18 protein-coding genes and 2 pseudogenes are annotated in these 23,117 nt (G+C 70.2%); 5 read left to right on the top strand and 15 right to left on the bottom strand.

The features are described 5' to 3' along the window. Window positions 1-31 precede the first annotated feature (31 nt). From ABZ915_RS09315 to ABZ915_RS09305, 3 genes and pseudogenes are all read right to left on the bottom strand, one after another. A pseudogene (locus tag ABZ915_RS09315) lies at window positions 32-310 on the bottom strand (PIN domain-containing protein); the annotation flags it as partial. 45 nt (window positions 311-355) lie between these two features. Beyond that, window positions 356-436: pseudogene (locus ABZ915_RS09310) on the bottom strand (type II toxin-antitoxin system VapB family antitoxin); the annotation flags it as partial. Between the two features lie 81 nt (window positions 437-517). Then, window positions 518-2,659, bottom strand: a complete 2,142-nt coding sequence (locus tag ABZ915_RS09305) for a serine/threonine-protein kinase (protein ID WP_361798398.1) — start codon at window positions 2,657-2,659, stop codon at window positions 518-520. A gap of 149 nt (window positions 2,660-2,808) precedes the next feature. Between ABZ915_RS09305 and ABZ915_RS09300 the strand changes: the two genes are divergently transcribed. The 3 genes from ABZ915_RS09300 to ABZ915_RS09290 are packed head-to-tail and all read left to right on the top strand — an operon-like array spanning window position 2,809 to window position 5,094. Next, window positions 2,809-3,567, top strand: a complete 759-nt coding sequence (locus ABZ915_RS09300) for an RNA polymerase sigma factor (protein ID WP_361798395.1) — start codon at window positions 2,809-2,811, stop codon at window positions 3,565-3,567. Further along, window positions 3,564-4,502 (top strand): CU044_5270 family protein, encoded by a 939-nt coding sequence (locus ABZ915_RS09295; protein ID WP_361798392.1) that lies wholly within the window; start codon window positions 3,564-3,566, stop codon window positions 4,500-4,502. The genes ABZ915_RS09300 and ABZ915_RS09295 overlap by 4 nt, the downstream gene beginning before the upstream one ends. A 46-nt stretch (window positions 4,503-4,548) precedes the next feature. Next, on the top strand, window positions 4,549-5,094 hold the full coding sequence (locus ABZ915_RS09290) for an AAA family ATPase (protein ID WP_361798389.1): 546 nt from the start codon (window positions 4,549-4,551) through the stop codon (window positions 5,092-5,094). On the opposite strand, the gene ABZ915_RS09285 is transcribed toward ABZ915_RS09290, so the two are convergent. The 8 genes from ABZ915_RS09285 to ABZ915_RS09250 all read right to left on the bottom strand — a co-directional run bounded on the left by ABZ915_RS09285 (window position 5,063) and on the right by ABZ915_RS09250 (window position 16,487). Then, the gene (locus ABZ915_RS09285; RefSeq protein ID WP_361798386.1) at window positions 5,063-5,830 is read right to left on the bottom strand and encodes an SDR family oxidoreductase; all 768 of its coding nucleotides are present in this window, start codon (window positions 5,828-5,830) and stop codon (window positions 5,063-5,065) included. The genes ABZ915_RS09290 and ABZ915_RS09285 overlap by 32 nt on opposite strands. Window positions 5,831-5,920: 90 nt before the next feature. Further along, entirely contained in the window at window positions 5,921-6,910 is a 990-nt protein-coding gene (locus ABZ915_RS09280; protein ID WP_361798384.1) for an RNA polymerase subunit sigma-70, read from the bottom strand. A 399-nt stretch (window positions 6,911-7,309) separates the two neighbouring features. Further along, window positions 7,310-9,436 (bottom strand): glycosyltransferase family 39 protein, encoded by a 2,127-nt coding sequence (locus ABZ915_RS09275; protein WP_361798381.1) that lies wholly within the window; start codon window positions 9,434-9,436, stop codon window positions 7,310-7,312. An 86-nt stretch (window positions 9,437-9,522) separates the two neighbouring features. Beyond that, window positions 9,523-10,608: an NlpC/P60 family protein gene (locus ABZ915_RS09270; protein ID WP_361798377.1), complete on the bottom strand. Its 1,086-nt coding sequence runs from the start codon at window positions 10,606-10,608 to the stop codon at window positions 9,523-9,525. Window positions 10,609-10,653: 45 nt separating this feature from the next. Further along, the gene (locus ABZ915_RS09265) at window positions 10,654-11,136 is read right to left on the bottom strand and encodes a poly-gamma-glutamate biosynthesis protein PgsC/CapC (protein ID WP_361798374.1); all 483 of its coding nucleotides are present in this window, start codon (window positions 11,134-11,136) and stop codon (window positions 10,654-10,656) included. After that, window positions 11,133-12,596, bottom strand: a complete 1,464-nt coding sequence (pgsB, locus tag ABZ915_RS09260; protein WP_361798371.1) for a poly-gamma-glutamate synthase PgsB — start codon at window positions 12,594-12,596, stop codon at window positions 11,133-11,135. The genes ABZ915_RS09265 and pgsB overlap by 4 nt, the downstream gene beginning before the upstream one ends. Before the next feature lie 15 nt (window positions 12,597-12,611). After that, the gene (locus tag ABZ915_RS09255; protein ID WP_361798368.1) at window positions 12,612-14,864 is read right to left on the bottom strand and encodes a HAMP domain-containing protein; all 2,253 of its coding nucleotides are present in this window, start codon (window positions 14,862-14,864) and stop codon (window positions 12,612-12,614) included. Between the two features lie 279 nt (window positions 14,865-15,143). Then, the gene (locus ABZ915_RS09250) at window positions 15,144-16,487 is read right to left on the bottom strand and encodes a hydrolase (RefSeq protein WP_361798365.1); all 1,344 of its coding nucleotides are present in this window, start codon (window positions 16,485-16,487) and stop codon (window positions 15,144-15,146) included. Between the two features lie 470 nt (window positions 16,488-16,957). On the opposite strand from ABZ915_RS09250, the gene ABZ915_RS09245 reads away from it, so the two are divergent. Beyond that, the gene (locus ABZ915_RS09245) at window positions 16,958-17,746 is read left to right on the top strand and encodes a calcium-binding protein (protein WP_361798362.1); all 789 of its coding nucleotides are present in this window, start codon (window positions 16,958-16,960) and stop codon (window positions 17,744-17,746) included. Window positions 17,747-17,800: 54 nt separating this feature from the next. On the opposite strand, the gene ABZ915_RS09240 is transcribed toward ABZ915_RS09245, so the two are convergent. Continuing rightward, window positions 17,801-18,217: a hypothetical protein gene (locus ABZ915_RS09240; RefSeq protein ID WP_361798359.1), complete on the bottom strand. Its 417-nt coding sequence runs from the start codon at window positions 18,215-18,217 to the stop codon at window positions 17,801-17,803. A 444-nt stretch (window positions 18,218-18,661) separates the two neighbouring features. Continuing rightward, on the bottom strand, window positions 18,662-19,048 hold the full coding sequence (locus ABZ915_RS09235; RefSeq protein WP_361798356.1) for a helix-turn-helix domain-containing protein: 387 nt from the start codon (window positions 19,046-19,048) through the stop codon (window positions 18,662-18,664). Between the two features lie 81 nt (window positions 19,049-19,129). Between ABZ915_RS09235 and ABZ915_RS09230 the strand changes: the two genes are divergently transcribed. Beyond that, a complete protein-coding gene (locus ABZ915_RS09230; protein ID WP_361798353.1) occupies window positions 19,130-19,921 on the top strand; it encodes an ester cyclase in 792 nt (263 codons plus the stop codon). A gap of 76 nt (window positions 19,922-19,997) precedes the next feature. Here the strand turns inward: ABZ915_RS09230 and ABZ915_RS09225 are convergent, their stop codons facing one another. Both ABZ915_RS09225 and ABZ915_RS09220 read right to left on the bottom strand, forming a co-directional pair. Further along, the gene (locus tag ABZ915_RS09225) at window positions 19,998-21,521 is read right to left on the bottom strand and encodes a protein kinase (protein WP_361798350.1); all 1,524 of its coding nucleotides are present in this window, start codon (window positions 21,519-21,521) and stop codon (window positions 19,998-20,000) included. A gap of 458 nt (window positions 21,522-21,979) precedes the next feature. Next, window positions 21,980-22,858: a LysR substrate-binding domain-containing protein gene (locus tag ABZ915_RS09220; protein ID WP_361798347.1), complete on the bottom strand. Its 879-nt coding sequence runs from the start codon at window positions 22,856-22,858 to the stop codon at window positions 21,980-21,982. Between the last annotated feature and the right edge of the window lie 259 nt (window positions 22,859-23,117).

Here is a 23,117-nt window from a genome sequence, read left to right as displayed (position 1 = left end):
GCGTGCACAGGGCTTGCCGTGAAGCCCCGTGTCACTTGCCGGCTTCGGGGCCGTACCACTGGAGCGCCTGGCCGGTGACGGCGGCGATGCACTCGAAGTCCCGGTCGCGGTGTAGCAGCGTCAGTCCCTGCAACTCGGCCGTGGCGGCCGCCACGAGGTCGACGGCCCCGGCGCTGCGGTGCTGTCCGCGCTGGGTGAGGACCTCATGGACCCGTCAGGCGCGGTCGTAGGCACGGTCGTCAACGGGCACCCAGCCGGAGAGCAGGCGCATGTCCTCGATGCCCCGGGTGCGGTCGGCGGCGGAACGCGCTGGTGTCGATCAGGTATTCGCGGCGTTCACCGGCGGTAGTTCCCCTTCCTTCTTGGTGCTGGTACCGAGAGCTTTGGCCACGTCCGCGACCAGCTGATCGTCGAGGTCGATCACGGTCCGGCTCATCGAGTACACCTCCGTTGATATCAACAGTGCCATTGATTGCATCCCGTCATGCACACGGTGCGCGGCGATCGACTCGGCCGGTCAGGTGGGCCCGTCCGGGCTCCGGGAGAAGGCCGTGTCACCGGCCATCGCCACGATCGCGTCCTTGACGAGCAGTACGCGCGGCGGGTAGCCCTGCGCTTTGTCCCCGGGGTCGGCCAGTGCGGAGGTGCGCCAGACCTCCGCTCCGGTGCGGCTGTCCAGTGCCAGCAGACGGCCGAAGCGGTTGGAGAAGTAGACCCGCCCGTACGTCGCTGACACCGCGGGCACGGACAGACTCTCCACGTCCGTCACCTTCTGCCAGAGCTGTCTGCCGCTGTCCGCCGATACCGCGGTGACCGACCCGTCGAACCGGACGAAGTAGACGACGCCGTTCACAAGGGTGGCCGTGCCGGTCAGCGGATGTGCCAGCGGTATCCGTCTGACCTGCCCCGTTTCCGGGGCCACCCGCAGCAGCGCGTTGTACGGCCGTTCGTACCCGGCCTCGTACACGTCCTTCGCGGTCTGGGGGGCGAGGAACAGGGGCTGCCCGCCGACGGCGCCGAGTGCCTGCGCCTTCTGCGGCAGTGTGGCGGTTTCGCTCAGGCTGCCGGGTCCGAGCCTCATCAGTTCGACCGGGGCCTGGCCGGGCTCGGTGCCCTGCGAGCACAGGGCGTAGGGGACGCCTCCGAGCGCCGACGGAGTGCAGTACTCGTCCAGCGAGGGCGCCCGCCACAGTTCCTTGCCGGAGGGCCCGTAGGCCACGAACGACGAGTAGTCGGGAGACAGGGTCAGCAGTCCGCCGTCGTACAGGACCGCGTTCTCGGACCGGTTGACGTCGCGTTGCCACCGCCGGTGCCCGGTGCCGGCGTCGAGGGCCACCACGCGCCTGGTCTTGGCGTCCGGTTCCTCGTACATGTAGACCAGCCCGTCGCGAACGCCGATCGGCTGCGCTCCCTGCGGGCGGGTGCCGGACCGCCACAGGGTGCGGCCGGAGGCCGCGTCGATCCTGGCGGTCGTGAAGCCCGTACCGCCACAGAACAGGGCGCTGCCCTCCGTCACGCATCCGGGGCTGTCGTAGTCGAGAGGGACACCCTTCACGTCGTACCGCAGCTCCGTCCGCCACGGCCGCCAGCCGTCGGGCAGTGACGCGGCACGGGTGGGGGCTTTCGTGTCCGGACCGGACACGAAAGCCCCCACCCCGATACCCAGCCCCGTGACGGCCAGCACCGCTCCGAGGCCGGTGAGCAGCATCCGGACCCGGCGTCGCTTGCCGGTGCCGGTGCCGGTGCCGGTGCGGGTCGAGGCGCTCGCGGGGGTGGCGGCCGCAGTGCGGGAAGCGGGGCGGCGCAGGGGTTTCGCGGACTGCCCGGTCTCCGGGGACCCGGTGGCGTCGGACTCCGGCAGCGCCTGGAGCATGTGGTGCAGGTCCGTCAGTTCCGGCCGTGCGGCCGGGTCCTTGTCCAGGCAGCGCTCGACTATGCCCAGGAGCGGTTCGGGCACCCCGCCGAGGTCCGGGGTCCCGAACACCACCTGATAGCCGGTTATGTACGGGCTGTCGGCGTCGAACGGTCCCGTGCCGACCGCCGCGAACACCAGCAGCGACCCCAGCGAGAACACGTCCGAGGCCGGGGTGACGTCCCGGGGAGAGGCCAGTTGCTCCGGCGACATGAAGGGCGGAGTGCCGATCATCCGCCCGGTCGTGGTGCGGCTCTGGTGGTCGGAAGCGCGCGATATGCCGAAGTCGATGACGCGCGGCCCGTCCTCGGTCATCAGGACGTTGCCCGGTTTGAGGTCCCGGTGCACCAGGCCTGCCCGGTGGATGTCGCGCAGCGCCTCGGTGAGCCCCAGCCCCAGCGCGCGCAGTTCCCGCCGGCTCAGCGGGCCGTCCTTCTCCACGACCTCGGCGAGGGTGAGCCCCGGCACGTAGAGCGTCGCCATCCACGGCCGGTCGGCGTCCGGGTCGGCGTCCACGACCGGCGCGGTGAAGGCGCCGCTCACTCTGCGCGCCGCCGCGATCTCCTGCCGGAAGCGCGTGCGGAACTCCTCCTCCTGGGCATACGGCCCGTGCACGAGCTTGACCGCGACCTGCCGTCCCGAGGCGGAGACTCCCAGATAGACGGCTCCCATGCCGCCCGCACCGAGCCGGCCGAGAAGGGTGTACCCGCCTACGGACTCCGGGTCCCCGCTGTTCAGGGGCGTCATCGCCGATCGTCCTTCCCAGCGCTCGCCTGCCTCACGGGGATCAGAGTAGGGCCTCGAACAGACCGCCTCGGTCGGCATCTGTTCGAGGACCGGTTCGTAGTGTGATCGTCGCCACAGGGATGGCAAGTGCCGAGCGGACAGGGGTGGTTGTGGAACCTTCCCTGCGTGACCGGATCCGCGCCGGCGATCCGGAAGCCTTCGCCGAACTCTTCGGCGCGCACGCCTCGGCCGTCTACGGTCACGCCGCCCGCCTGTCGGCGGACCGGAGCACCGCGGAGGACGTGGTGTCCCTGACCTTCCTGGAGGCCTGGCGGCTCAGGGACAAGCTGAGACCCGAAGCCGCGGCCCTGGAAGAAGACGTCGGCGTGCCCGAAGGCGACGGACTGCGCCCCTGGCTGTACGGCATCGCCACCAACGTGCTGCGCAACACCCGCCGCGCCGCCCGTCGGCACAGTGCCGCGCTCGCCCGGCTCCCCGGCCGCCCGGCGGACCGTGACACCCTGCCGGACTTCGCCGACGATCTCGTCGGCCGCATGGAGAACGCCGAGCGGCTCGCTGCCGCGCGCACCGCGCTCGGAAGGCTGCGCAGGGCCGAGCGTGAGGTGTTCGCCCTGTGCGTCTGGTCGGGACTGAGCTACGCGGCCGCGGGCGAGGCCCTCGGCGTGCCGACGAGCACCGTACGGTCGCGGCTCGCCCGCGCACGGCAGCGGCTGCGGACGTTGTCGGAGGCGGAGTTGGCCCGGCGCACCTCCGCCGGGCGGCGAGCCGAGTACCCGGCGCAGCGGAGTACCGCCGCGACACCGGACCCTCCCCCTCAGCCGGAAAGGCCGGGACTCGGCCGGCGCACCGGACAGGTACCGGGTGGCCGTCCCGCAACGGCCCGGTCGACACAGGAGAAGCACGGATGAACCCCGAAGAGCGCGAGGAACTGGCCAGGCTGCTGCCGAGCCCGGGTGACCCGGTCCTGACGAGCGACCGCCACGACCTGCTGAAGGACCATCTGATGACAGAGCTCACCGAGCAAGCCGCGGAACGCCCCGAGATCGCGACGGCGCCCGGCCGACGAGCACGTGCCCCCCGCCGCCGGTTCGCCGCCATCGCCGTACCCCTCGTGGCGGCGGTCGTCGCCACTGTCCTCGCCGGCACCGTCGGGTCCGGGACCACCACGACCGATGCGGACGCGGCCGACCTCCTCAATCGCATCGCCGAGGTCGCCGCCGCGAAGAAGACCGTGCCCGTCAGGGACGACCAGTACATCTATGTCCGCACCCAGGGATCCATGAAGTTCTCGGACGACGACGTCCGGATCCTGCGCGAAGCGAGCTGGACCGCCGTCGACGGCGAGCGCGCGGGACTGCGCCGGGTCACGGTGCTGGTGGGGCCGCCGTTCCGGACCCGGGACCCGTTCTCCTCGTACTCCAAGGGCACGCACGACATGAGGCTGAGCCCCGACCCGAACGCCACCACGTTCCGTGAGCTCCAGGCACTGCCCACGGACCCCGACGCGCTGCTGGAGAAGATCTACGCAGGTACGAAGGGCGACGGGCGGACCCGGCAGAGCGCGGCACTGGAGAAGATCGGCGACATGCTGCCCGACGCCACGCTCCTGCCCGAACTGGACGCCGCGCTCTACCGCGCGGCCGCGAAGATCCCGGGCGTCTCGGTCGTGACCGACGCCGAGGACTACACCGGCCGCCCCGGCATCGGCCTGAGTTTCGAGGAGAGCGACGGTCACACGGTCTGGGTCTTCGACGACAAGTCCCTCGACTTCCTGGGCTCGTCCCACGAGGCACTGCTGGACGTCGGGGTCGCGGACAAGCCGGGCGAGACGCCGGCCGTATGAACGCTCCGACGAGAACTGAGAGGGCGGTCATGTCTACGCTGACGGCGTGACACTGGTGTGGGTGACGGGCAACTCAGGGACTGGTAAGTCCACGGTCTGCGGGGTGTTGCGAGAGCGGGGCCACGTCGCGTTCGACGCCGACGAGGACGGCTTCAGTCGCTGGGTCGACCGAGCTGAGGGCGTGGTCGTGATGGATCCTCCGTATCCGGTTCCCCAAGGCTGGCTCGATCGATACGGGTGGGCGATCGTCCGCGAGCGCGTCGAGACCCTCGCCGAGGAGTCCCGTTCCCGCATCGCGTTCTTGTGCGGGTCGGCGGAGAACGAGGCAGACGTCCGCGATCTCTTCGACCACACCGTCTGCCTGGTGATCGACGAGGACACCCTCCGCCACCGGCTCGCGACCCGCACCACGAACACCTTCGGCCGACATCCCGAAGAGCTCGCGGCGGCCCTGAAGTGGAACCCTCGGATGCGAGCGATCCACGAAAGCCGTGGCGCGACGATCATCGATGCGTCCAAGCCGGTGACCGAGGTGGTGGACAGCGTGATCGACGCGGTTGTCAGCTGGGAAACATTCCGGCGGTCGCGTTGACCCACGTGCCGGTGATGGCGGCACCGGCATCGGAGGCGAGGAACGTCGCCAGCGCGGCGATGTCCGCGATCCGCGGCGAGCGCTTCGTCATCCGCAGACTGTCCAGGTGGGAGCGGACGCCCTGTACCGCGGCCTCGTCCATGCCCGGGGCACCGGCGGCAGCCAGCTTCTCGGGGGTGAGGCTGTCGGTGACACCGGCGGTCCAGATCCCGCAGACGCGTACGCCCGCCGGGCCGACCTCCTGGGCGAACTGGCGGATCAGCGCGTCGATCGCGCCGTCGGCCGCGGCGGTGCCCCCCATCATCGGGCTGCCGTTGCCGGACGCGCTGTCCAGGGAGAGGATCACCCCCGAGCCCTGTGCGGTCATCCGGCGTGCCGCGGCCCGGGCGGTGATGAACTGGCAGGCGATGCCCTGCACGACCGGCCGCGTGTAGTCCCCGACCGACATCTCGGTCAGCGGTACGCCCTGGAAGTCCCCTCGCGGCACGAGGTTGAGCGAGATGTCGATCCGTCCCGCCCGCTCGACGACCGATGCCGCGTGGGCCTCGACGGCGTCCTCGGCACGAGCGTCGAGCACGTCGTACTCGGCACCCGTCTCGGCGGCGACCTTCCGTAGCGTGGCCTCCGTACGGCCGACGAGGAACACCCGCGCCCCCGCCTGCGTGTACGCCCTCGCGACTCCCGCACCGAGGGAACCCGCTCCACCGTAGACGATCGCGATCTTGTCCTTCAGCATGGCTCTTCGGCTCCTTGGGTCGAGGGCGCCGTGTGCGCCCGTCACCCATGAGACGTGCCTGCCGGGCAGACTCATCGCTCCCCGGCGGCATCAGAGCGTCATCGGCAGCCCGAACGCGGCGAACAGGTGGGGTTCGAAGGTGGTGATCTCAGCGATCCGGCCCTCCTCCACCCGCAGTACGTCGATGAGTTGGGCCCTGAAGACGCTGGTCCCCGGCCGCTTCAGATAGCCGGCGACCGCCAGCTGGCCATTGGCGTGCACGGGCAGGTGCCGCCAGTGCCCGGCGAACATCGGCGACGCCGGATCGAGGTTCGGCCGTACGAACGCGAAGAGCGCGTCACGCGAGGTGAACCAGAACGGGTTCGGCGGCATGGTGAGCACCGCGTCCTCCCGTACGAGCTCGATCATGGCGTCCGTGTCGGCCCGTGCCGCCGCGTCCATGTAGCGCTGAAGCAGGGCCAGGTCCTCGGCACTGGGCGGCGCGGCCGACCAGTCCTCGCGCCGGTCCGGCAGTGCCTGTCGGAGAGCCGATCTGCCGCGCTGGACGGCGCTGTTGGCCGAGGCCAGGCTGGAACCCAGCAGATCGGCGGTCTCCTGGGCCGACCACCCCGCGACATCGCGCAGGATCACCGCCGCGCGCTGGCGGGGCGGGAGCTGCTGGATGGCGGTCAGGAAGACCAGCTCCAGCGTCTCGCCTGCCACGGCCTGTTCGTCGGGCTCGTGCTGAACCGCGGGGATCTCGGGCAACTGGTCGTCGGGAAACGGCTGAAGCCAGGGCAGACGCGGGGGCGCCGGCCCGTCTCCGGAGTCCATGCCCGGAACCGGGTCATAGGGAGCCGGGCGCCGGTTGTGCTTGCGCAGGAAGTCGAGACACAGATTGGTGGCGACCTTGTAGAGCCAGGCGCGCGCGTTGTCCACGCCCTCCAAGGTCTCCCGCGCCCGCCAGGCCCGCAGGAAGGCCTCCTGGGTGAGGTCCTCGGCCTCGTCGTACGAGCCGAGCAGCCGATAGCAGTGCACCCGCAGCTCCCGCCGGTGCCCTTCGACGAGAGTGGTGAAGGCGTCCTCACGGGAATTCGGCACATCGGAATTCGTCACACCGGCAGGTGTGACGAATTCCGTGACGTCGGTGACGGCTGCCGTGGCGCCCACCGACCGAGCAGGGTCCTGACGTGCTTCACGTGCTTCACGTGCTTCACGTGCGAGGCGCCGCAGCTGCGCGAAACGCGTCGAGAGGGCCTCGACATCGGCATGGAACGCGAGCCCGGGTTCCAGCCGCAGCCGCCCCAGCCGATCCCCGATGTCGGATATCAGCTCCCTGACGGGCACGCCGCCCGGCCGCCGCCGCTCCCGATAGGCGCGCTGACGGCAGGCCTGCGAGCAGTACGACGCCACCCGCCCCGGCCCGCCACCACCCTCGATCGGACCCCCACAGGCTTGGCATCTCGCTGTCATGCCTCACACGCTAGAGCAGGCGGCGCCTCACCTCTGGGGGGCGCAGTCGTAGAGAACGAAGCTGCCGTGGGTGCGGAGGCCGTAGGCGGTGGGCCGGATGCGGGTGCAGTGGGACTTCACCCAGGTGGTGGCGGGAGTGGTGGGGCGCCGGGTGGTGAGCAGCGCATAGCGCAACTGGTGGGCGGTGACCAGGCTGCCGAGCTGCCGGGCGGTCGGGAAGGGGGTGTTGCCGGTGAAGCCGCCCATGACGAGGATGGGCTCGGACTTCGCGCGGAGCAGGGGCTCGGCGGTGTAGGCGGCCTGGGTGGCGACAAGGTACTTCTCGCCGTGGCGGTGTTTGGTGAGGTAGTCGAGCAGGGCGGTGTCGCGGGCGTTGGGCCGGTCGAGGCCTATCCTCCGCGGCGCGTGATGGGGATGCTCGTTGTACGACTTGCCGACCGGACCGGTCATCGGCGAGGTGGTCGCGCCCGCGTAGAGCGGGTCGAGGCCGGAGACGGCCCAGCCGGCCGGTACGACCAGGGTGGCCGCGATCCCGGCGGCGAGGGCGGCGTGGATCATCCGCGGGGAGGTGCGCGCCCCGCGGCTCCACAGTGCCACCACGCCGCACAGCGCGAGCATCACCGCGACCGGCAGCAGCCAGGAGACGAACCGGGTCGGCCAGTCGAGCATCAGCGCCCACGCCACCGTCAGCGCGATCGCCGCCGGCAGCACCAGGTGCCGCCGGCCGGCCGACGCCTGCTCCGTCTCCGGCTCCGTCTCGTGCTCTGCCTCCCGCTCCGGCGTGTACGTCGTGTCCAGCTCCGGCGCGTACGTCGTCGGCAGCCTCAGCGCGTACGTCGTCTCCAGCTCCGTCTCGTGCTCCGCCTCCCGCTGCCTCTCGTGCTTTGCCTCCCGCTCCCCCTCGTGCTCCGTCGCCGGCTCCGGCGTGAGCTCCGCCTCCCGCTCCGGCGCGTACTTCGCCTCGTACTCCGAGCGGAAGAGCGCGAGACCGCCGCCGGCCAGTGCGGCGAGCGCCGGGGCGATGACGGCCGTGTAGTAGGCGTGGTTGCCGTTGGAGACGCTGAACACCAGGGCGTGCACGGCCAGCCAGCCACCCCACAGCAGGAATCCCGCGCGCGGCAGGTCGGTTCGCGGGCGCCCGGCGCGCCGGGTGACGCCCAGGACCGCGGCGAGCACGGCGAGCGGCAGGAACCAGGCGATCTGCGGGCCGACCGTTTCGTTGATCAGCATGTCCCAGCCGGTGTTGCCGGTGGTGCGGCTGGCGGCGGTGCCCGCGACGGCGCCGAACGCGGTGGGATCGCTGCTGAAGCGGCTCAGGCCGTTGTAGCCGAAGACCAGGGCGAACGGATCGTTGTCGGACGTTCCGTCGAGGTACGGGCGGTCGGCGGCCGATGTCGCCGAGGCGATCAGCATCCAGGAGCAGGAGACCGCCAGCGCGACCGCTCCGCCCACCAGGACGCGCACGGCTCGATGCAACGGCCTTCCGGGCGCGACGAGTTGGTACACGGCGGCGAAGACCGGCAGTACCAGCCACGCCTGAAGCATCTTCGTCTGGAACGCGAGCCCGACCCAGATCCCGCAGGTGATCAGCGGCAGCAGCCGTTCGGTGCGCACCGCCTTCTGCAGCGCTCCGGCCGCCGCCACCAGGAGCAGCGTGAGCGCGGTGTCCGGGATGGTGGCCCGGGTGAGCACCACGGTGACCGGGGTGAGGGTGAGCGCCAGCGCGGCGATCAGCGCCGCGAACGGACCGGCCCAGGCCCGTACGATCCGGTGCAACAGCCATACGGTGAGCACGCCCTCGACGACCTGCGGAAGCGCGGCCGCCCAGGTGTGCGGGCCGAACAGCCAGACGGAGACGGCGTCGGGCCAGAAGGCGCCGGGCAGCTTGTCGATGCTGATCGAGCCGGAGGTGTCGAGCCCGCCGAAGAAGAACGCCCGCCAGCTGCCGGCCATCGAGCGTATCGCCGCACCGTAGAAGGGGTGGAGCGCGGCGTGCCCGATGCCCCAGGAGTACAGCCCCGTGGCGACGACCAGCACCGCGGCGAGTGCCGGGCGCTCCCAGCGCGGGGCGTCCTTTGGCCCCTCGGAGCGGCTGTTCGCCACCGGACGGCCTTGCTGCGCTCCGGTGGGCTGGGCGGCGGGGATGGCGGTCATGGCAGTGGTCCTCGGATCAGCAGGTCAGGTGAAGCGGCGGTGCACACGCGGCGGAGTCACGAGCGGCGACATCACACGCGGCTCAGTCACAGGCGGCGGGCCGCCCGGAAGCCGCGGGCGTAGAAGTCGGTGCCGTCCAGCAGCGCGTGGCCCGACAGGTCACCCAGGGTGGGGCCGTTGGCGGCGGAGCGGCTGGAGTAGAAGCGGTGTCGGCCCTGGTCGTCGAGGCCCATGTACATGCCGACGTGGTCGATGAAGTCCGGCTTGTCCTTGATGATGGCGAAGAAGACCAGATCGCCGGGTTGCAGGGCGTCGAGGTCGGTGGCCTGCTTCGTGCCGGTGTGCGGGATCACCGTGCGGCCGGGACCGTAGGCGGCGATGGCGAAGGCGCGGCGCGGCAGACCGGTGCCCTTGGTGTTGGTGTTGTGCAGGGGGATGCCCATGCGGTAGCCCCACACCAGACGCTGGAAGCCGGAGCAGTCGACATCGCCGTAGCGGGCCTGTTCCGGCTGCACGCGCGTGCCGTCCGGGAAGGTCCATTCGGTTCCCAGATAGTCGTAGAAGTCGGACTGCTCGTCGTAGTAGGCGAAGTCCAGCGGGTTCTTGACCGCGGAGTTGCGCGGGCCGAAGTGCGCGGTGCCCGCGTAGCGCACGCCCTTGGCGTTGTGCTTGTCGCGCGCCCCGGCGCTGCTGTACTGGAACGCCACGGCGAAGACGTCCGGGCTGCTGTCGACGAGCGCCTTCTTGAACCAGCCCTTGAACCAGGCGGACTTCTCCATGCCCTTCTGCCACGCGTGCGGCAGCACCCGCACCCAGGCGTCCGTGGTCACCTTGGCCTCGGTGGTGCGCGGCTCGCTGAAGGTGCGGCTGGGCCCGGTGAGTACGGCCGTGCGGGCGCCGTCGGTGAACGTGGCGAGCGTGCCGCCGTCGCCGGCCCGGACCACGGTGCGGTCGGGGGCGGACAGCCGCTCGAAGGTGTGGGGCCCGGTGGCCCGGGCGCTCGGGTCGGAGCCCGTGCCGTCGGCGGCCGTACCGCCGGAGTCGTCGCTGCCGTGCCCGAAGCGGTCCCAGGCGAACCCGCCCGCGGCACCGGCGGCCGCCACGCCCGCGATCGTCCGGAACACGGCGCGGCGCGTCGGGCCGCTTCGCCTGCCGTCATGTGCGGAGTGCATGGCCGGATCCTCCTGGGACTGTGAGAAGAGAGAGTGGTGAGCGGGTCAGCCGGTGGGCAGGGCCCCGATCAACAGACCGGCGACCAGCACCACGTACGTGGCCAGGGTCACCGCCGTGGTCGAGATGACCGTGGCCGCCAGCGGCTGGCGGGCCATCTGGTAGGAGACCAGGCCGGGGACGATGAAGCCAAGGGTCTGTGACGTGTAAAGCAGCGGAAACTCGTGGCTGAGGGCGAGCATCACGGTGGTCTGCATCAGCACCGCGCACAGCACGACGGCGGCGAACAGCCGCTTGCCGTAGAGAATCACCGTGCGCTGCACCAGCTTCGTCAGGAAGTACGTTCCCGCCGCCACGGCGACCATCAGCCCGGCCATCCGCACGTCGGTGACGAGCGTGAGGGCGATCCAGCCGGGGGTGATCATCCCCCCGGGGGAGAGGTTGGTGGTCAGATAGCACACGAGCGAGAAGATCAGCCCGAGGGCGATCCCGAGCGCGGCGGTCTGTGCGTTGAGATTGGCGGGGATCACGGGTTCCTCGTGGACTGGGACGGGTCGTAGGAGTGGTGCTGGTCGTCCGCGGTGTGCCGGTCGTCGGACCGGCCCTGACGGGCGGCGGCCCGGCGGGCGAGGTCGCGCTGATCCGGGATGCGGATGGCTTGCGTCGGTGAATCCAGCGGTGCCACCCAGCTGTACGGCTCCGGCTCGGGCGGCCGGGCCACCGAGACCCGCGGCCGGGGTATGGCGAACTGCATGGTCTCCTGGTCCAGGCCGTCGCCGTCGGGGACGACGTCGAGCGGGTCCTCGGATTCGTCCAGCGGCAGCTCGGCGAGGCACTCCAGGAACAGCTCGCCCTGGCCGTGGATGTTGCCGATCGCCACCAGCGAGGAGTCCGGGCCGAGTTCCGCGAGGATCGCCGCGGTCAGCTCCTCGGGGTCCCGGCGGTCGCCGCCGAGATCCACCACCCGCCCGGTGAAGCCGGCCGGAATCGCGTCGGCGGCGCTCTTGGTCGGGTGGCCGATCAGGAACACCGTCTCGGCGGCGAGGTCGGGGACGATCGTGCCCATCTGGCCGTTGCGCTCCACCCGGTCGGGGCGGCAGTTGATGACCACGCCGATCGGCCGTCTGATCGCGCCCAGATCCTCCAGCTGCTTGACGTTCATCAGCGTCGACTCGGGGTCGTTGGCCGCGAAGACGTTGGCGAACCGCAGCCGCTTGCCCTCGGGGGTGACATAGCGCTCCACGGACAGCACGCCCGGGTCGGGCGGCGCGTCCCACATGCCCTGCATCGCGGTCTGCCGCTCCACGCCGAGCAGTTCGGCCACGGCGAGTGCGATCGCCACGTTCTCCTTGAAGGTGAACCAGCTGAAGCCGCGCAGTTCGGCGTCGGTCACCGTCTCCGGATCGACCGCGATCAGCCGGCAGTTCCGCTTGTCGGCCTCCTCCTGGAGGATGTGCAGCCGGTCCTTCTCCGCCGTCACGCACACCCCGCCCACCGGCATCGAGCGGGAGAGCGAGCGGGCGACGTCGTCCAGTGTCGGCCCCATCTCCTCCAGATGGTCCTCGCGGACGTTGCACAGCACGCCGATCGTGGAGCGGATCAGCTTCTCCTGGTTGATCTCCTGGAGCGCGGGCATCACCGCCATGCACTCGATCACCAGCGCGTCCGGCCGGTAGGTCGCCGCCCGCCGCACGATGCCGATCTGCTCGACGATGTTGGAGATGTTGAACTTGCGGTAGATCGGCTCCTCGGTGGCATCCGGATGGATGAACCGGGCCGCGGTGCCGGTGGTCTTGGCCACCGTGACCAGGCCGCCGCCGCGCAGCGCGCCCGCGCACAGCCGGGTGATCGAACTCTTGCCGCGGATGCCGTTGACCAGCACCCGCGTGGGTATCTGCTCCAGCGAGTCGAAGTGCCGCCGCTGCTCCAGGGCGCCGGCGATCCACAGTCCGGCGCAGCACAGCAGGACGATGACATAGAGGAAGAGCACGCCGATTCCGTCCTTCTACCGCTGGAGGGTGTTCTCGCGCAGGGACCGCGAGGGCCCGGCGGCGGGGCCGGACCTGGCCGCCCGGTCGCGTTCCGCCAGGGTCTGGCGCACCAGCTCCAGGCCGCGGGTGACCGAGCCGATCTCGTCGTGGTTGACCGGATGCAGCACGGTGCGGCGGTCTCCGCCCGCGAGCCGTTCGACGAGCACGGCGACCGCGCGCAGCGGCCGGATCACCACGACATGCAGCCAGCCCAGGCAGGCCGCGCTCACGGCGAGGCCCAGGATGCCGGCGAGCATGGTGCGCTGCTCGGCCTGCACGGCGGGGATCTGGAGCGCCGCCGCGGGCTCCGCGGTCACCACGTGCCAGCCGAGGCGGGCCGTCGGGCCGCTCTGCGCCAGCGGCGCGGCGGCGTCGACCGATGGTCCGGAGGAGGTGCGGTGCACCGCCGAGGCGGCGGTGCCCGTGGTGCCCGGGGCGCCCTGGGTGGTGCGGACGAGACGGGTCAGGCCGGAGTCGGGCAGTGACTGGAAGGCGCGGTAGCCCACGCTCGCCGCCAGCACCTTGTCGTGGCTGTCCGTCACCCAGACGCTGCTCAGCTTCGGCCTGGACAGAATGGAGTTGAGCGCCTTCACGTCGATCTCGCCGAACAGCACCACCCCGGCCGCCGGGGCCTTGCCCTTGACGGCCCGGACCTGGGCGTAGGCGGCGATCGCCGGGATCCGGCCCGAGGTGTTGACGGTGGTGATCCCGCCGCCGTGGGGCACGTGGACGAGGGTCCGCAGCGGTGTGCCGCCCACCCTCAGCGTGATGCCCCCCGAGCGGTCCAGGAGATACAGCGAGCGGTACTGCCGGTGGTCGGCGAGGGACTGCCGCAGGACCTCGGTCTGGGCGGCCCGGCTCCTGCCCGCCAGACTCGTGGCCGCCTCGCTCAGGTCGGTGTACGACTGGTCGAGGGACTGCCGGATCCGATGCGTCGCGATCTCGGTGCGCGCCTGCTGGTCGGCGAGGACCGTGGCCGGAACCGCGGTCGCGGTGTCCGCCCGGTTCAGCATGAAGATCATCGGAACTGCCCAGCAGGCCACGACCACCACGCAGACCACGGCCAGCGCCCGGTAGCCCGGCCCGCGCCGGGCCGGGAACTCCTGGGGGCCGCTCTCGCCGAGCAGTTGCCCGCGCAGCGACTCCAGTGCCCGCCCGATCCGGGCCAGTTCTCCGAAGCCGTGCACCGGAACCGGCCTGGACAGCTCCTCCGACGCGATCGGCCCGTCCCCGGTCGCGCCCCGGGCCAGGCGGCCGGCGGACAGATACAGCCGCAGCAGTGGCTGCTGCACGGAGAAGTGCAGCGCCAGCGCGAGCAGCAGCGCGACCACGGCCAGCGTCCCGGCTGCCTCGAGCGCGAAACGCGAGTAGTCGGCGGCGGTGGTCGTGGGGGGCACCGCGCGGGAGGTGAGCACCACCAGGCCGAGGTCGTCGGTCTCGCCCCGGCCCGTCGCCGAGGCGACCTGGGCCCAGCCGGCCACGGTGCGCCGGCCGCCGGTGGTGGCGCCCAGCAGGCTTCCCGAGGCGTCGGTGTCGCTCCCCGACCCCTTCGCCGCGCGGGTCGCCGCCGCGGACAGACCGCTGCGAGCGGCGGCCGGCGAGGCCTTGCCGTGGACCGCGGTGGCGAGCACCGTGCCGCTCGCGTCCAGCGCTTCGGCGGTGCGTCCGTCGCCGTACGCCGCGAGGGCGGGGAGCGCCTCGGAGACCACCAGCAGCCACTGCCGCTCGGTCCCGTTCGGAGCCTGGTACTGGTCCTGGTCGGGGTCGTCCTGTTGCGCGGGCAGCGTGACCCTGGCGAAGTACAGGATTTCCCGCGTGCCGCCCGACGTCACCAGCCGGGGCGGGACCTCCCCGTGCCCGGATGCCGTCCTGGCGACGTCCACCCCGGCCAGCGGCACGGTCTTGCCGCCGGTCGCCAGCAGTTTGCCGGTGTGCGCGTCGAGCAGCGCACGGCCGAGGAACGCCTTGTTGGCAGAGGTCAGCGCTTTGAGCGTGGTCGTGGGGGTCGATGTGCTCGTCGCCGGGTACGCGTGGGCCTTACGTCGTACCGTGCCCGCCTCGGCTTCGATCGCGGTGCGCATCGACACCGCGGTGTCCGCGGCGATCTGCTGCTCCCCGTTCAGCACGGCCTGCGGGATGCCCGCGGTGTGGACGCCGGTGAGACCGATCACGGTCAGGGCGGCGACCACCAGCAGGAGTATGACAAGGGAGGCTATCGGCGGGCGCACCCCGCCGAGCATCGGCATATCGGCGCGGCGGCGAGTGCGGTGCCGTCGCGGCGCCCGGGATGCGGAGGACAGGGGAGCGGATCCTTCCTCAGTTGGCGCCGAGCGCCCAAATGTTCGACAATACGAACATTCTAGCCCCCTGCGATCACATAACCATCACAGCTTCGCTCCATGTGTCGTACGCGACAACGGAACTCTGCGCGGCGGCGACACCTGGGGGACCCCCTCCCACGCGCCGAAGGGCGGACCCGCGAACGGGCCCGGCCCTTCGGATGCTGGTCATCGGACGAAAGAGATCTCCGGGTACTTGCTGGAGGTCCCGTCGAGCAGGGTGCTGTGCTGCTTGCGCAGCTCCTGGTCGAAGAAGGCGGCGAGGTAGACGCGCTGGACCTGGACCGCCCGGTTCGGGTCGATCGTGCCGTACTGCTTCTGGATCTGATCCTGGGAGATCCCGAGCAGGCGCGCCCACTGCGGCACCAGCCACTCGTTGTCGCTGAACGAAAGGTGCGCCGCGCCCTTGAGCTTGATGTCGACCCGGTACCCCTTCAGATGCGACCACAGCGTGCGCCACGACGAGTCGTTGTTGCGGTTGTGGGAGCCGGAGCTGAACAGCATGAAGGGGCGGCTCAGGTCCTTGCTCGGCGCCGTCCCGAAGAACTGGCCGTCCAGGTTGGCACCGGCGTCGATCCGCTTGTCGAGCTGCATGGCGGTGTCGACCGCCGCGCCGCCCAGCGACCAGCCGAACATCCCGATACGGGAGGTGTCCACCGACTTCGCCAGCCCGGAGGGGAGCGTCGCGTGGCCGGCGTCCGGATTGCCGCCGCTGCTGATCTTGCCGAGCGCGTCGATGACGAACTTGATGTCGGCCGCGCGCACCTTGAGCGTGTCGGAGGAGTGCGCGCCCGACGGCATCTTGTTGAGCTCGAGCCGGTTGGCGGGGAACTGCACCTCGTTGGCGTCGTGGGTGTGGTCGACGGTGACGACGAGGTAGCCGCGGCTGGCGAGGTCCTGGGCGAGCGCGGTGCCCATCGCGCGGTCCGAGTGCAGCCCGGTCGAGTACAGCAGGACGGGCAGCTTGCCGAGCGAGGTCTTCACCGGGGCGAGGACATGGCCCGCGGTGGTCGGCAGGGTCACCTGCTGCGGCGACAGCCCGCGCGTGCCGAGGAAGTGGGAGCCGGAGATCGACGGCATCCACGGCGCCTGATAGTGCCCGGACGTCGAGGTGGCCGGATACCAGAGCGACACCATCAACTCGCGCTTGCCGCCCACGTACGGATCCGTACGGGACGAGTCGACGAGGTGCAGGCCGACCATGCCCACGCTGTTCTGCCCGGTCGGCGCGGGCATCTTGAGCTGTAGACCGGACCCGGCCGTGCGGGCGGACGAGAGTGCCTCGGGATGTACGGGCTTGTGGTGCAGCGGCAACTCGTCGTTCTCAGGCGCCCAGGGCGTCTTCGGGTCGGGCCGGCCGGCCGAAGCCCCGGTGGCCGCATGCCTCTCGGACGTCTTCCCGGCGGCCATCGCCGGTGTCGTCCCCACGCCCAGCGCGAGGGCCAGCACACCCGCCGAGCCGATCGCCCTGGCGATCGCTCTGCGAAGGTGGCGCGGGCGGCGATGTCTCATGAAACCCCCTTGGTGGTCAGCGATCGTAGAACGCGCGATCGACTGCCGCATACGGTACCGCCGCGGCGACGGGCGGACTCACGCGCCCCGGATACCGCCATGGCGACCTCACGTACCGGATGCCGAGCGCTGCCACGGCACTTGGGGAAGGCAAGCTCGCGTCCGGGTGACGTTTGAGCAGGCAGGTGCGCTGGACATGGCGGACAGTCTGTGTGACGGCTGTGTCTGGGCTGTGTCAATGGAACTGGGGGATCAGAGTGGCATCGCGTGGTCTTCCACACGGCCGTCCGCTCGCGTCGGATGGCCGGGTGCCCCAGGTCGACGCCCGCCCGAGCTCCCGGTTCACGGTGATCTCGCAGCAGGAGACCTTCCCGTGCACGAGCACGTCCGTCACCGGACCCTGACCGGCACCAACTGCCCCGCCGTGCTCCGTTCGGCGGTTCCCAGTCATCGCTCCGTGAAGGAGATACATGCGCAAGCGCGCTGCCATTGCCGTACTCACCGCCGTCGCCGGACTGGCAGGCTTCGCCGTCCCCGGCGCCTACGCGGACGACAACGTGGGCGACATCCAGGTCGACAGCGTCGTCGTCAACGGCGGTAAGAACATCGTGGTCGACACGGCCGACAAGACGATCACGGTCTCGGTGACCGCCACCGACCCGTCGGGCATCTGGGACGCGGACTTCTACCTGTGGCGGGGCCCGGACGGCACCGACCCCTACTTCAGCGCCGACAGCTTCGTCGAGCCCAACGAGAACACCACCCCGGCGGACTGCGTCGCCTCCAGCAGTACGACGTCGACCTGCTCGAAGACCTTCACCTTCGAACCGGACTGGTGGCTCAAGAACGCCGACGCCGGTACCTGGAAGACCGAAGTCCAGGTGTCGGCCAACGACGGCAGCTACACCGATCGGTGGGCCTACTCCACCACCCGCCTCCAGCGGCACTCCAAGCTGACCGCCAACGCGAGTCCCGAGCCGATCGCCAAGGGCAGGACGCTCACCATCACCGGCAAGCTCACCCGCGCCAACTGGGACACCCTCGACTACCGGGGCTACGCCAGCCAGCCGGTCAAGCTCCAGTTCCGCAAGGCCGGTACGACGACCTACACCACCGTCAAGACCGTGAACACCTCCAGCACCGGCAACCTGACGACCACGGCCCCCGCGTCCGAGGACGGCTACTGGCGCTGGAACTTCGCAGGCACCTCCACCACCCCGGCCGTAACGGCAGCCGGTGACTTCGTGGACGTGCAATAACCCGAACGCCGCATAGAAGTGCCCTCGCTCCCCGGCAGGAGAGCGAGGGCACTCTCAGCTGGCACCCGGTTGATATCCCGCTGCGACCACGGTTGACTTCAGTGCCGCAACCCTGTTGGAGCAGGCGCTGAATGCATGTGTCGCATCCGTGTATTCGCCGCGTACGATCTCGGCATAGTATGCCGACATTTGCTCAAGGGTCTCTTTGCGCTCTCCTGGCGCTTCCAGCTGGTACTGCTCGTGGTAGATCTGCGAGAGCCGGACTGACGCATCCACGGCTTTCTTCATTTCTGGAGCCGCCAGGTGGAATGAGCGGAGCAGGTGACCCAACCGGACAGAATCCAGCTCCGGAAGAACCTCCTGCGCCAGCACCAGGGTCTTTTGGCAATGATCGCGGGCGATCTCCGCTGCCGCCCGAAAGGAGATGCTCAGTGTGTAGACCCGCCGCCCTCCCATGCATAGGAAACGCATGTGCGGTGAAGGTCGACGACCTTTGACAACTGGTCGATCAAGTCCCGGCACTCATGGCGCACTTGTGCCGCCAACGCGTCTTTGCCGGTGCCGACCGGGGACGCGGCCCCCCTCGGAGTTTGGGAAATGGCCTGGCAAATTGCGCCACGCCCTGCTAGCGGAGCTGCGAGAACGGCGCCCACTCAACTCGTCGGGTTCCCTTTTCCTGAACCTTCGCTTCGGATCCCTGAGTTTCCAGGATGATCACCTCGACTTCGCGGGAACCGGGAGGCGTCCAGCGGGCATGGTCTCCTTGACGAAAAGACATAGCTCCCCCAAATGTGAAGTCAGTGTGAACAATTTGTGAAGTGGATGCATCTTGCATGCATCCTTGATCGCTTGTCAAGCAGTCCTTGATCGGGTCCTGACCTGATCACCACGCACAGCAGGTCGGCGTGGGGTTGCCTACGCGGTGGCCCTGGCGTCGTGCTGAGCGCGTGCGTCACGGATGTCGTCGCGGTGTGCCACGGCCCATTCGTGCAGCGCGGTGATGGGGGTGAGCAGGGTGCGGCCGATGTCGGTGAGTTCATAGTCGACGCGTGGTGGCACGGTCGCGTAGACGGTGCGGGTGACCAGGCCGTCGCGTTCGAGTGCCCGCAGGGTGAGAGTCAGCATGCGCTGACTGATTCCGTCGATCTCACGGTGGAGTTCGTTGAACCGGCGGGTGCCCTTGCCGAGTCTGAGCACGATCAGGGTGCTCCACTTGTCGCCGACCCGGTCGAGGACCTCGCGGATCGGGCAGTCCTGGTCGCCGGCGCCCTCGGCAGGCACATCGGTGTGCGTGGCTGACATGAAAGTGCCTCCTTACGTCCCTTCCCATGGTCACCAAAGATGGGGTTACGCACAAGAAGTAACTATGGAGGGAGGTTCGGCATGTCCGCCGAGAACAAGGAGATCGTGCTCCGCTTCTACGACGAGTTGTTCAGCCACGGCAACCTCGAGGTGGTCGACAAGTACGTCGGCAGCACGTACACCAACCACAACCCGCAGGGCGTCGACGGCCCCGAGGGGCTGCGCCGCTTCGTGACCTTCTTCAGGGGCGCTCACCCACACCTGCACCACACCGTCGAGCGGGTCGTCGCCGAGGACGACCTGGTCCTGCTGCACACTCGCTCCGTGCTGGAGCCGGGCGCAAATGACCAGGTGGTCGTGGACATCTTCCGGGTGCGGGAGGGCAAGATCGTCGAACACTGGGACGTCATCCAGCCGGTCCCGGACGACTCGGCCGGCGGCAACGACATGTTCACCACGCTCAGCGCCCCGGCTCGTAACTCCCCGGACGCGGGAGCGTCCACCGCCGAGAGCAGGCGGGTCGCCACCGCTCTGTTCGACGAGCTGGCCGTCGAGCGGGACCTGACCGCCCTCGACCGGTACGCCGTCGACCCGTACTACGAGCACAACCCGCAGCACTCCAACGGCATCGCGGCCGCCAAGGAAGTGCTCGCCGCAACGTTCGCCGCGCTCCCGGAGGTGACCTTCACCGTCAAGCGGGTGATCGCCGAAGGTGACTACGTCGCGGTCCACCACCACTTCAAGGCCACCCCCGACGACCGTGGGGCCGCCGTGATCGATTTCTTCCGGGTCCGGGACGGCAAGGTCGTCGAGCACTGGGACGTCATCCAGCCGGTCCCGGCGACATCGGCCAACGACAACACCATGTTCTAGCCGGTGGACGAGCCGGCCCGGACGCTCATGGACGGATCCGGGTCGCCGGGGCCAGGGCACGACGACCGGCGACGGTTCAGTGCTGGGTGCGGGCGGACCAGAGGGTGGTGCCCTGGCGGACCACGCTGACGCCGCCGTCGGTACCGAAGTACAGACAGGCGCCGTCGTGCCCGGAGGTGACGGAGCTCCAGACACCCCAGGTGTCCTTGTTGTAGACGACGAGGTTGCCGTCGGCCTGCATGATGGCGCGGTATCCGGTGCCCGAGGTGCCCGAGGACCAGCGCCGGTGGTGATTCTCGTCGTAGATGACGAGGTTGCCGTCGGTCTGCATCGTCATGGTCGTCCGGTTGGTCTGCCAGGACTCGCCGGGCATCAACTGCTGGTCATGTCGCACGGTCAACGTCGTCCACCGGGGCGAGGCCGATGCCGTCTCGCTCGGGTCCGGGTCCGCCGCCTTGCCCGTAGGAGCCGTCGTCTTCGTCGTCTCGGCGCCGCGTCCGGCCGAGGGGCTCGGTGACGGCGGTGCGGCGGTCCGTGTGGGTGAAGACGAAGAAGCCGCCGCGGCGGGTGCTCGGTGCGGGGACGGTGATGTCGAGGCCGCGGAGGACGCGTACGGCTCGGCGATCACTGTGCTGCCGGCCCCCGCGCGGGTCTTCGTGTCGACGGCGGAGTCCGCTTCGAAGGCCGCGCGGGTGGCCAACCCCGCGGTCACGAGGACGGCGGTCCCGGCGAGTACGGCCCCCACTCTCCGGGCGCCGGTGCCCTTGCCGGTCACGACGGTTCGGAACAGGCGGCTGCGGATGGTCGTGGCACCGGCGGCTTCGAGTGCGTCCGCGAACTCGGCGGCATCGGCCCAGCGCCCCTCCCGCTCGGGCTCCAGGGCACGTCGCGTCACGCGCCGGACCGCCGCCGGCACCTGGGGGCGCGGCGGCCCGGGCCAGTCGAGTTGTTCCGTCGAGCCCGGCAGCCTCCCGGTCAGCAGCTCGTAGGTGAGTACGCCCAGGCCGTAGACGTCGGCCCGCTCGTCGACATCGACCAAGCGGTCCTCCGGGACCTGCTCCGGAGCCATGTAGCCGGGTGATCCCACACCCTGCGTCAGCCCCGAGGCGTGCGCCAGACTCTTGGCCAGGCCGAGATCGGCCACCAGCAGCCGTTCACGGCCGCCCGACACCGTCTGGAGCAGAATGTTGGACGGCTTGATGTCACGGTGCACGATGCCGACCGCGTGCAGGTCGGCCACGCCCCGTGCGGCCTGCACCGCGAACCGCAGCGCCTGGCCGACGGCCAGGGGCCCCTGGGCCACCCGGTCGGCCAGCGTGCCGCCGTCGGCGTAGGTCATGACGAAGTACGGCCGCCCGTCCGGCAGTTCACCGATGTCGTACACCTGCACCACGCGGTCCGACGCGGCCTGGCGCAGCAGCCGGGCCTCGTCCAGGAAACGCTCCCGGAGGTCGGGCCGGTGAACCCACTTCTCCGCCATGACCTTCACCGCGATCGGGGCTTCGAGTATGTCGTCATGGGCGAGCCAGACCATGCCGAAACCTCCGCAGCCCAAAAGGCGCTGCAAGCGGTGACGTCCGACAGTGACGAGTGTTGACATGAGGACGGAACTCCAGCGCAGTTGCCGTTCGACATTCGACCGGACCAGGAGGCGGCGGACTCAGCACCTGCCCGCTGCGCCGCTCATGGGCGACATCCGGTACCGGTCACCTCCTCGCACCGCGGAGACGGTGAGGGCACCTTGCCGGGCGCCCTTCCGGCATGCCGGGTCCTGCGACCGCAGATGCCTGTGTGTCAGTGTCGACGCGTGACGCGGCCGCGCACAACGTGCACAGGACCAACGTGATCTACATTCTTTGGGCGCCGGCACAACGGCTCTGCCGGTGGCGCGATCCCCGATCACGGGCCCTGCGTGCAGGGGACGCCACGCATCACAATCGGCTGCCCGTACGGATGTCGGTCGGGCCGGACGGCGTGCCGAGTCCCTCCGCCGTGCCGTCGTTCAGCCCACGCCATGTCCGGGTCTCGACCTCGTCGTGGACACGGTGCTGCCGGGCGTCAGTCCGGGCCCGGGCCGAGCATGCGGCGCGAGAGTTCGGCGAACTGGAGCAGTTCGGGCATGGTCCGGTGCTTGGAGTAGGCCAGGGCGACCATGCGCGGTGCGACGCCCTCCAGCGTCAGGTAGACGACGTCGTCACGGCGGTAGAAGCCGGCCATGCCGGCCGGCATGACATAGCACCCGGACCCGAAGGCGACGGTCTGTAGGCATTCCTCGATCGTCGCCGGGAACCGTCCGGCGTCCCCCGGCGGCGCCACCGGATCGAGCGGGACACGTCCGCGCCATTCCGGTACGTCCCGCGGATCCTGGAGCAAGGCCATGTCCCGCAGGTCCTCGACGTGCACCGCCTTGAGTTCCGCGAGCGGGTGATCACTGGACAGCGCCACCACACGGGGCTCCGGGAAGAGCGGGACCACCTCGAACATGCCCTCGGGCAGGGGCAGTCGGACGTAGCAGACGTCGACCCGCCCGTCGAGCAGGAAGTCGACCTGATCGGTGATCGAGGTGTGGACGACATCGATGTCCAGTTGCGGCGCCATCCGGGCGAACTCCCGCACGATGGGAGTGACGATGACACCCGGCATGAAGCCGATGGTGAACTGGTTCACCTCCCGGCTCGCCGACCGCACCCGCTGCTGCACCGCCTGCGCCATCGCCAGCATCGGCCGGGCGTCCTCCAGCAACTGGTGACCCGCCCGCGTCAGTACGGTGCCCTGCCGGTCACGCAGGAAGAGGACCACGCCCAGATCCTCCTCCAGCGCCCGGATCTGACGGCTGAGCGCCGGCTGCGTCATGTAGAGGCGGCTCGCCGCCCGCACGAAGCTGCACTCCTCGGCCACGGCCACGAAGTAGCGCACCCGGCGTATGTCGAGGTCCATGCGGCTCATCGTAGCCACGCCCATCACGGCATATGCCGAAACGGCCTCAGAATCGAACAGATAGGCATTGGCGCGGCCCCCCTCGACCGGTCCACCATGGTCGGACCGAGGGGGAAAGCCACAACGTCCGCCGCTGTCACAGCAGTTGTGCAGGAGGCCGGGCTCGCGAGGACAGCCGGCCACCGTCGTGGGCCGGGGGCGCACACACCGCCGAGCGGGAGCGTGCCCGCGCCTTCGGACATCGGCCCCACATCCGGCC

The sequence above is a fragment of the Streptomyces sp. NPDC046915 genome (assembly GCF_040644935.1).
Classification (GTDB): domain Bacteria; phylum Actinomycetota; class Actinomycetes; order Streptomycetales; family Streptomycetaceae; genus Streptomyces.
Note: the sequence above shows the minus strand (reverse complement) of the source record. Positions and strands in the feature narration are given on the sequence as shown.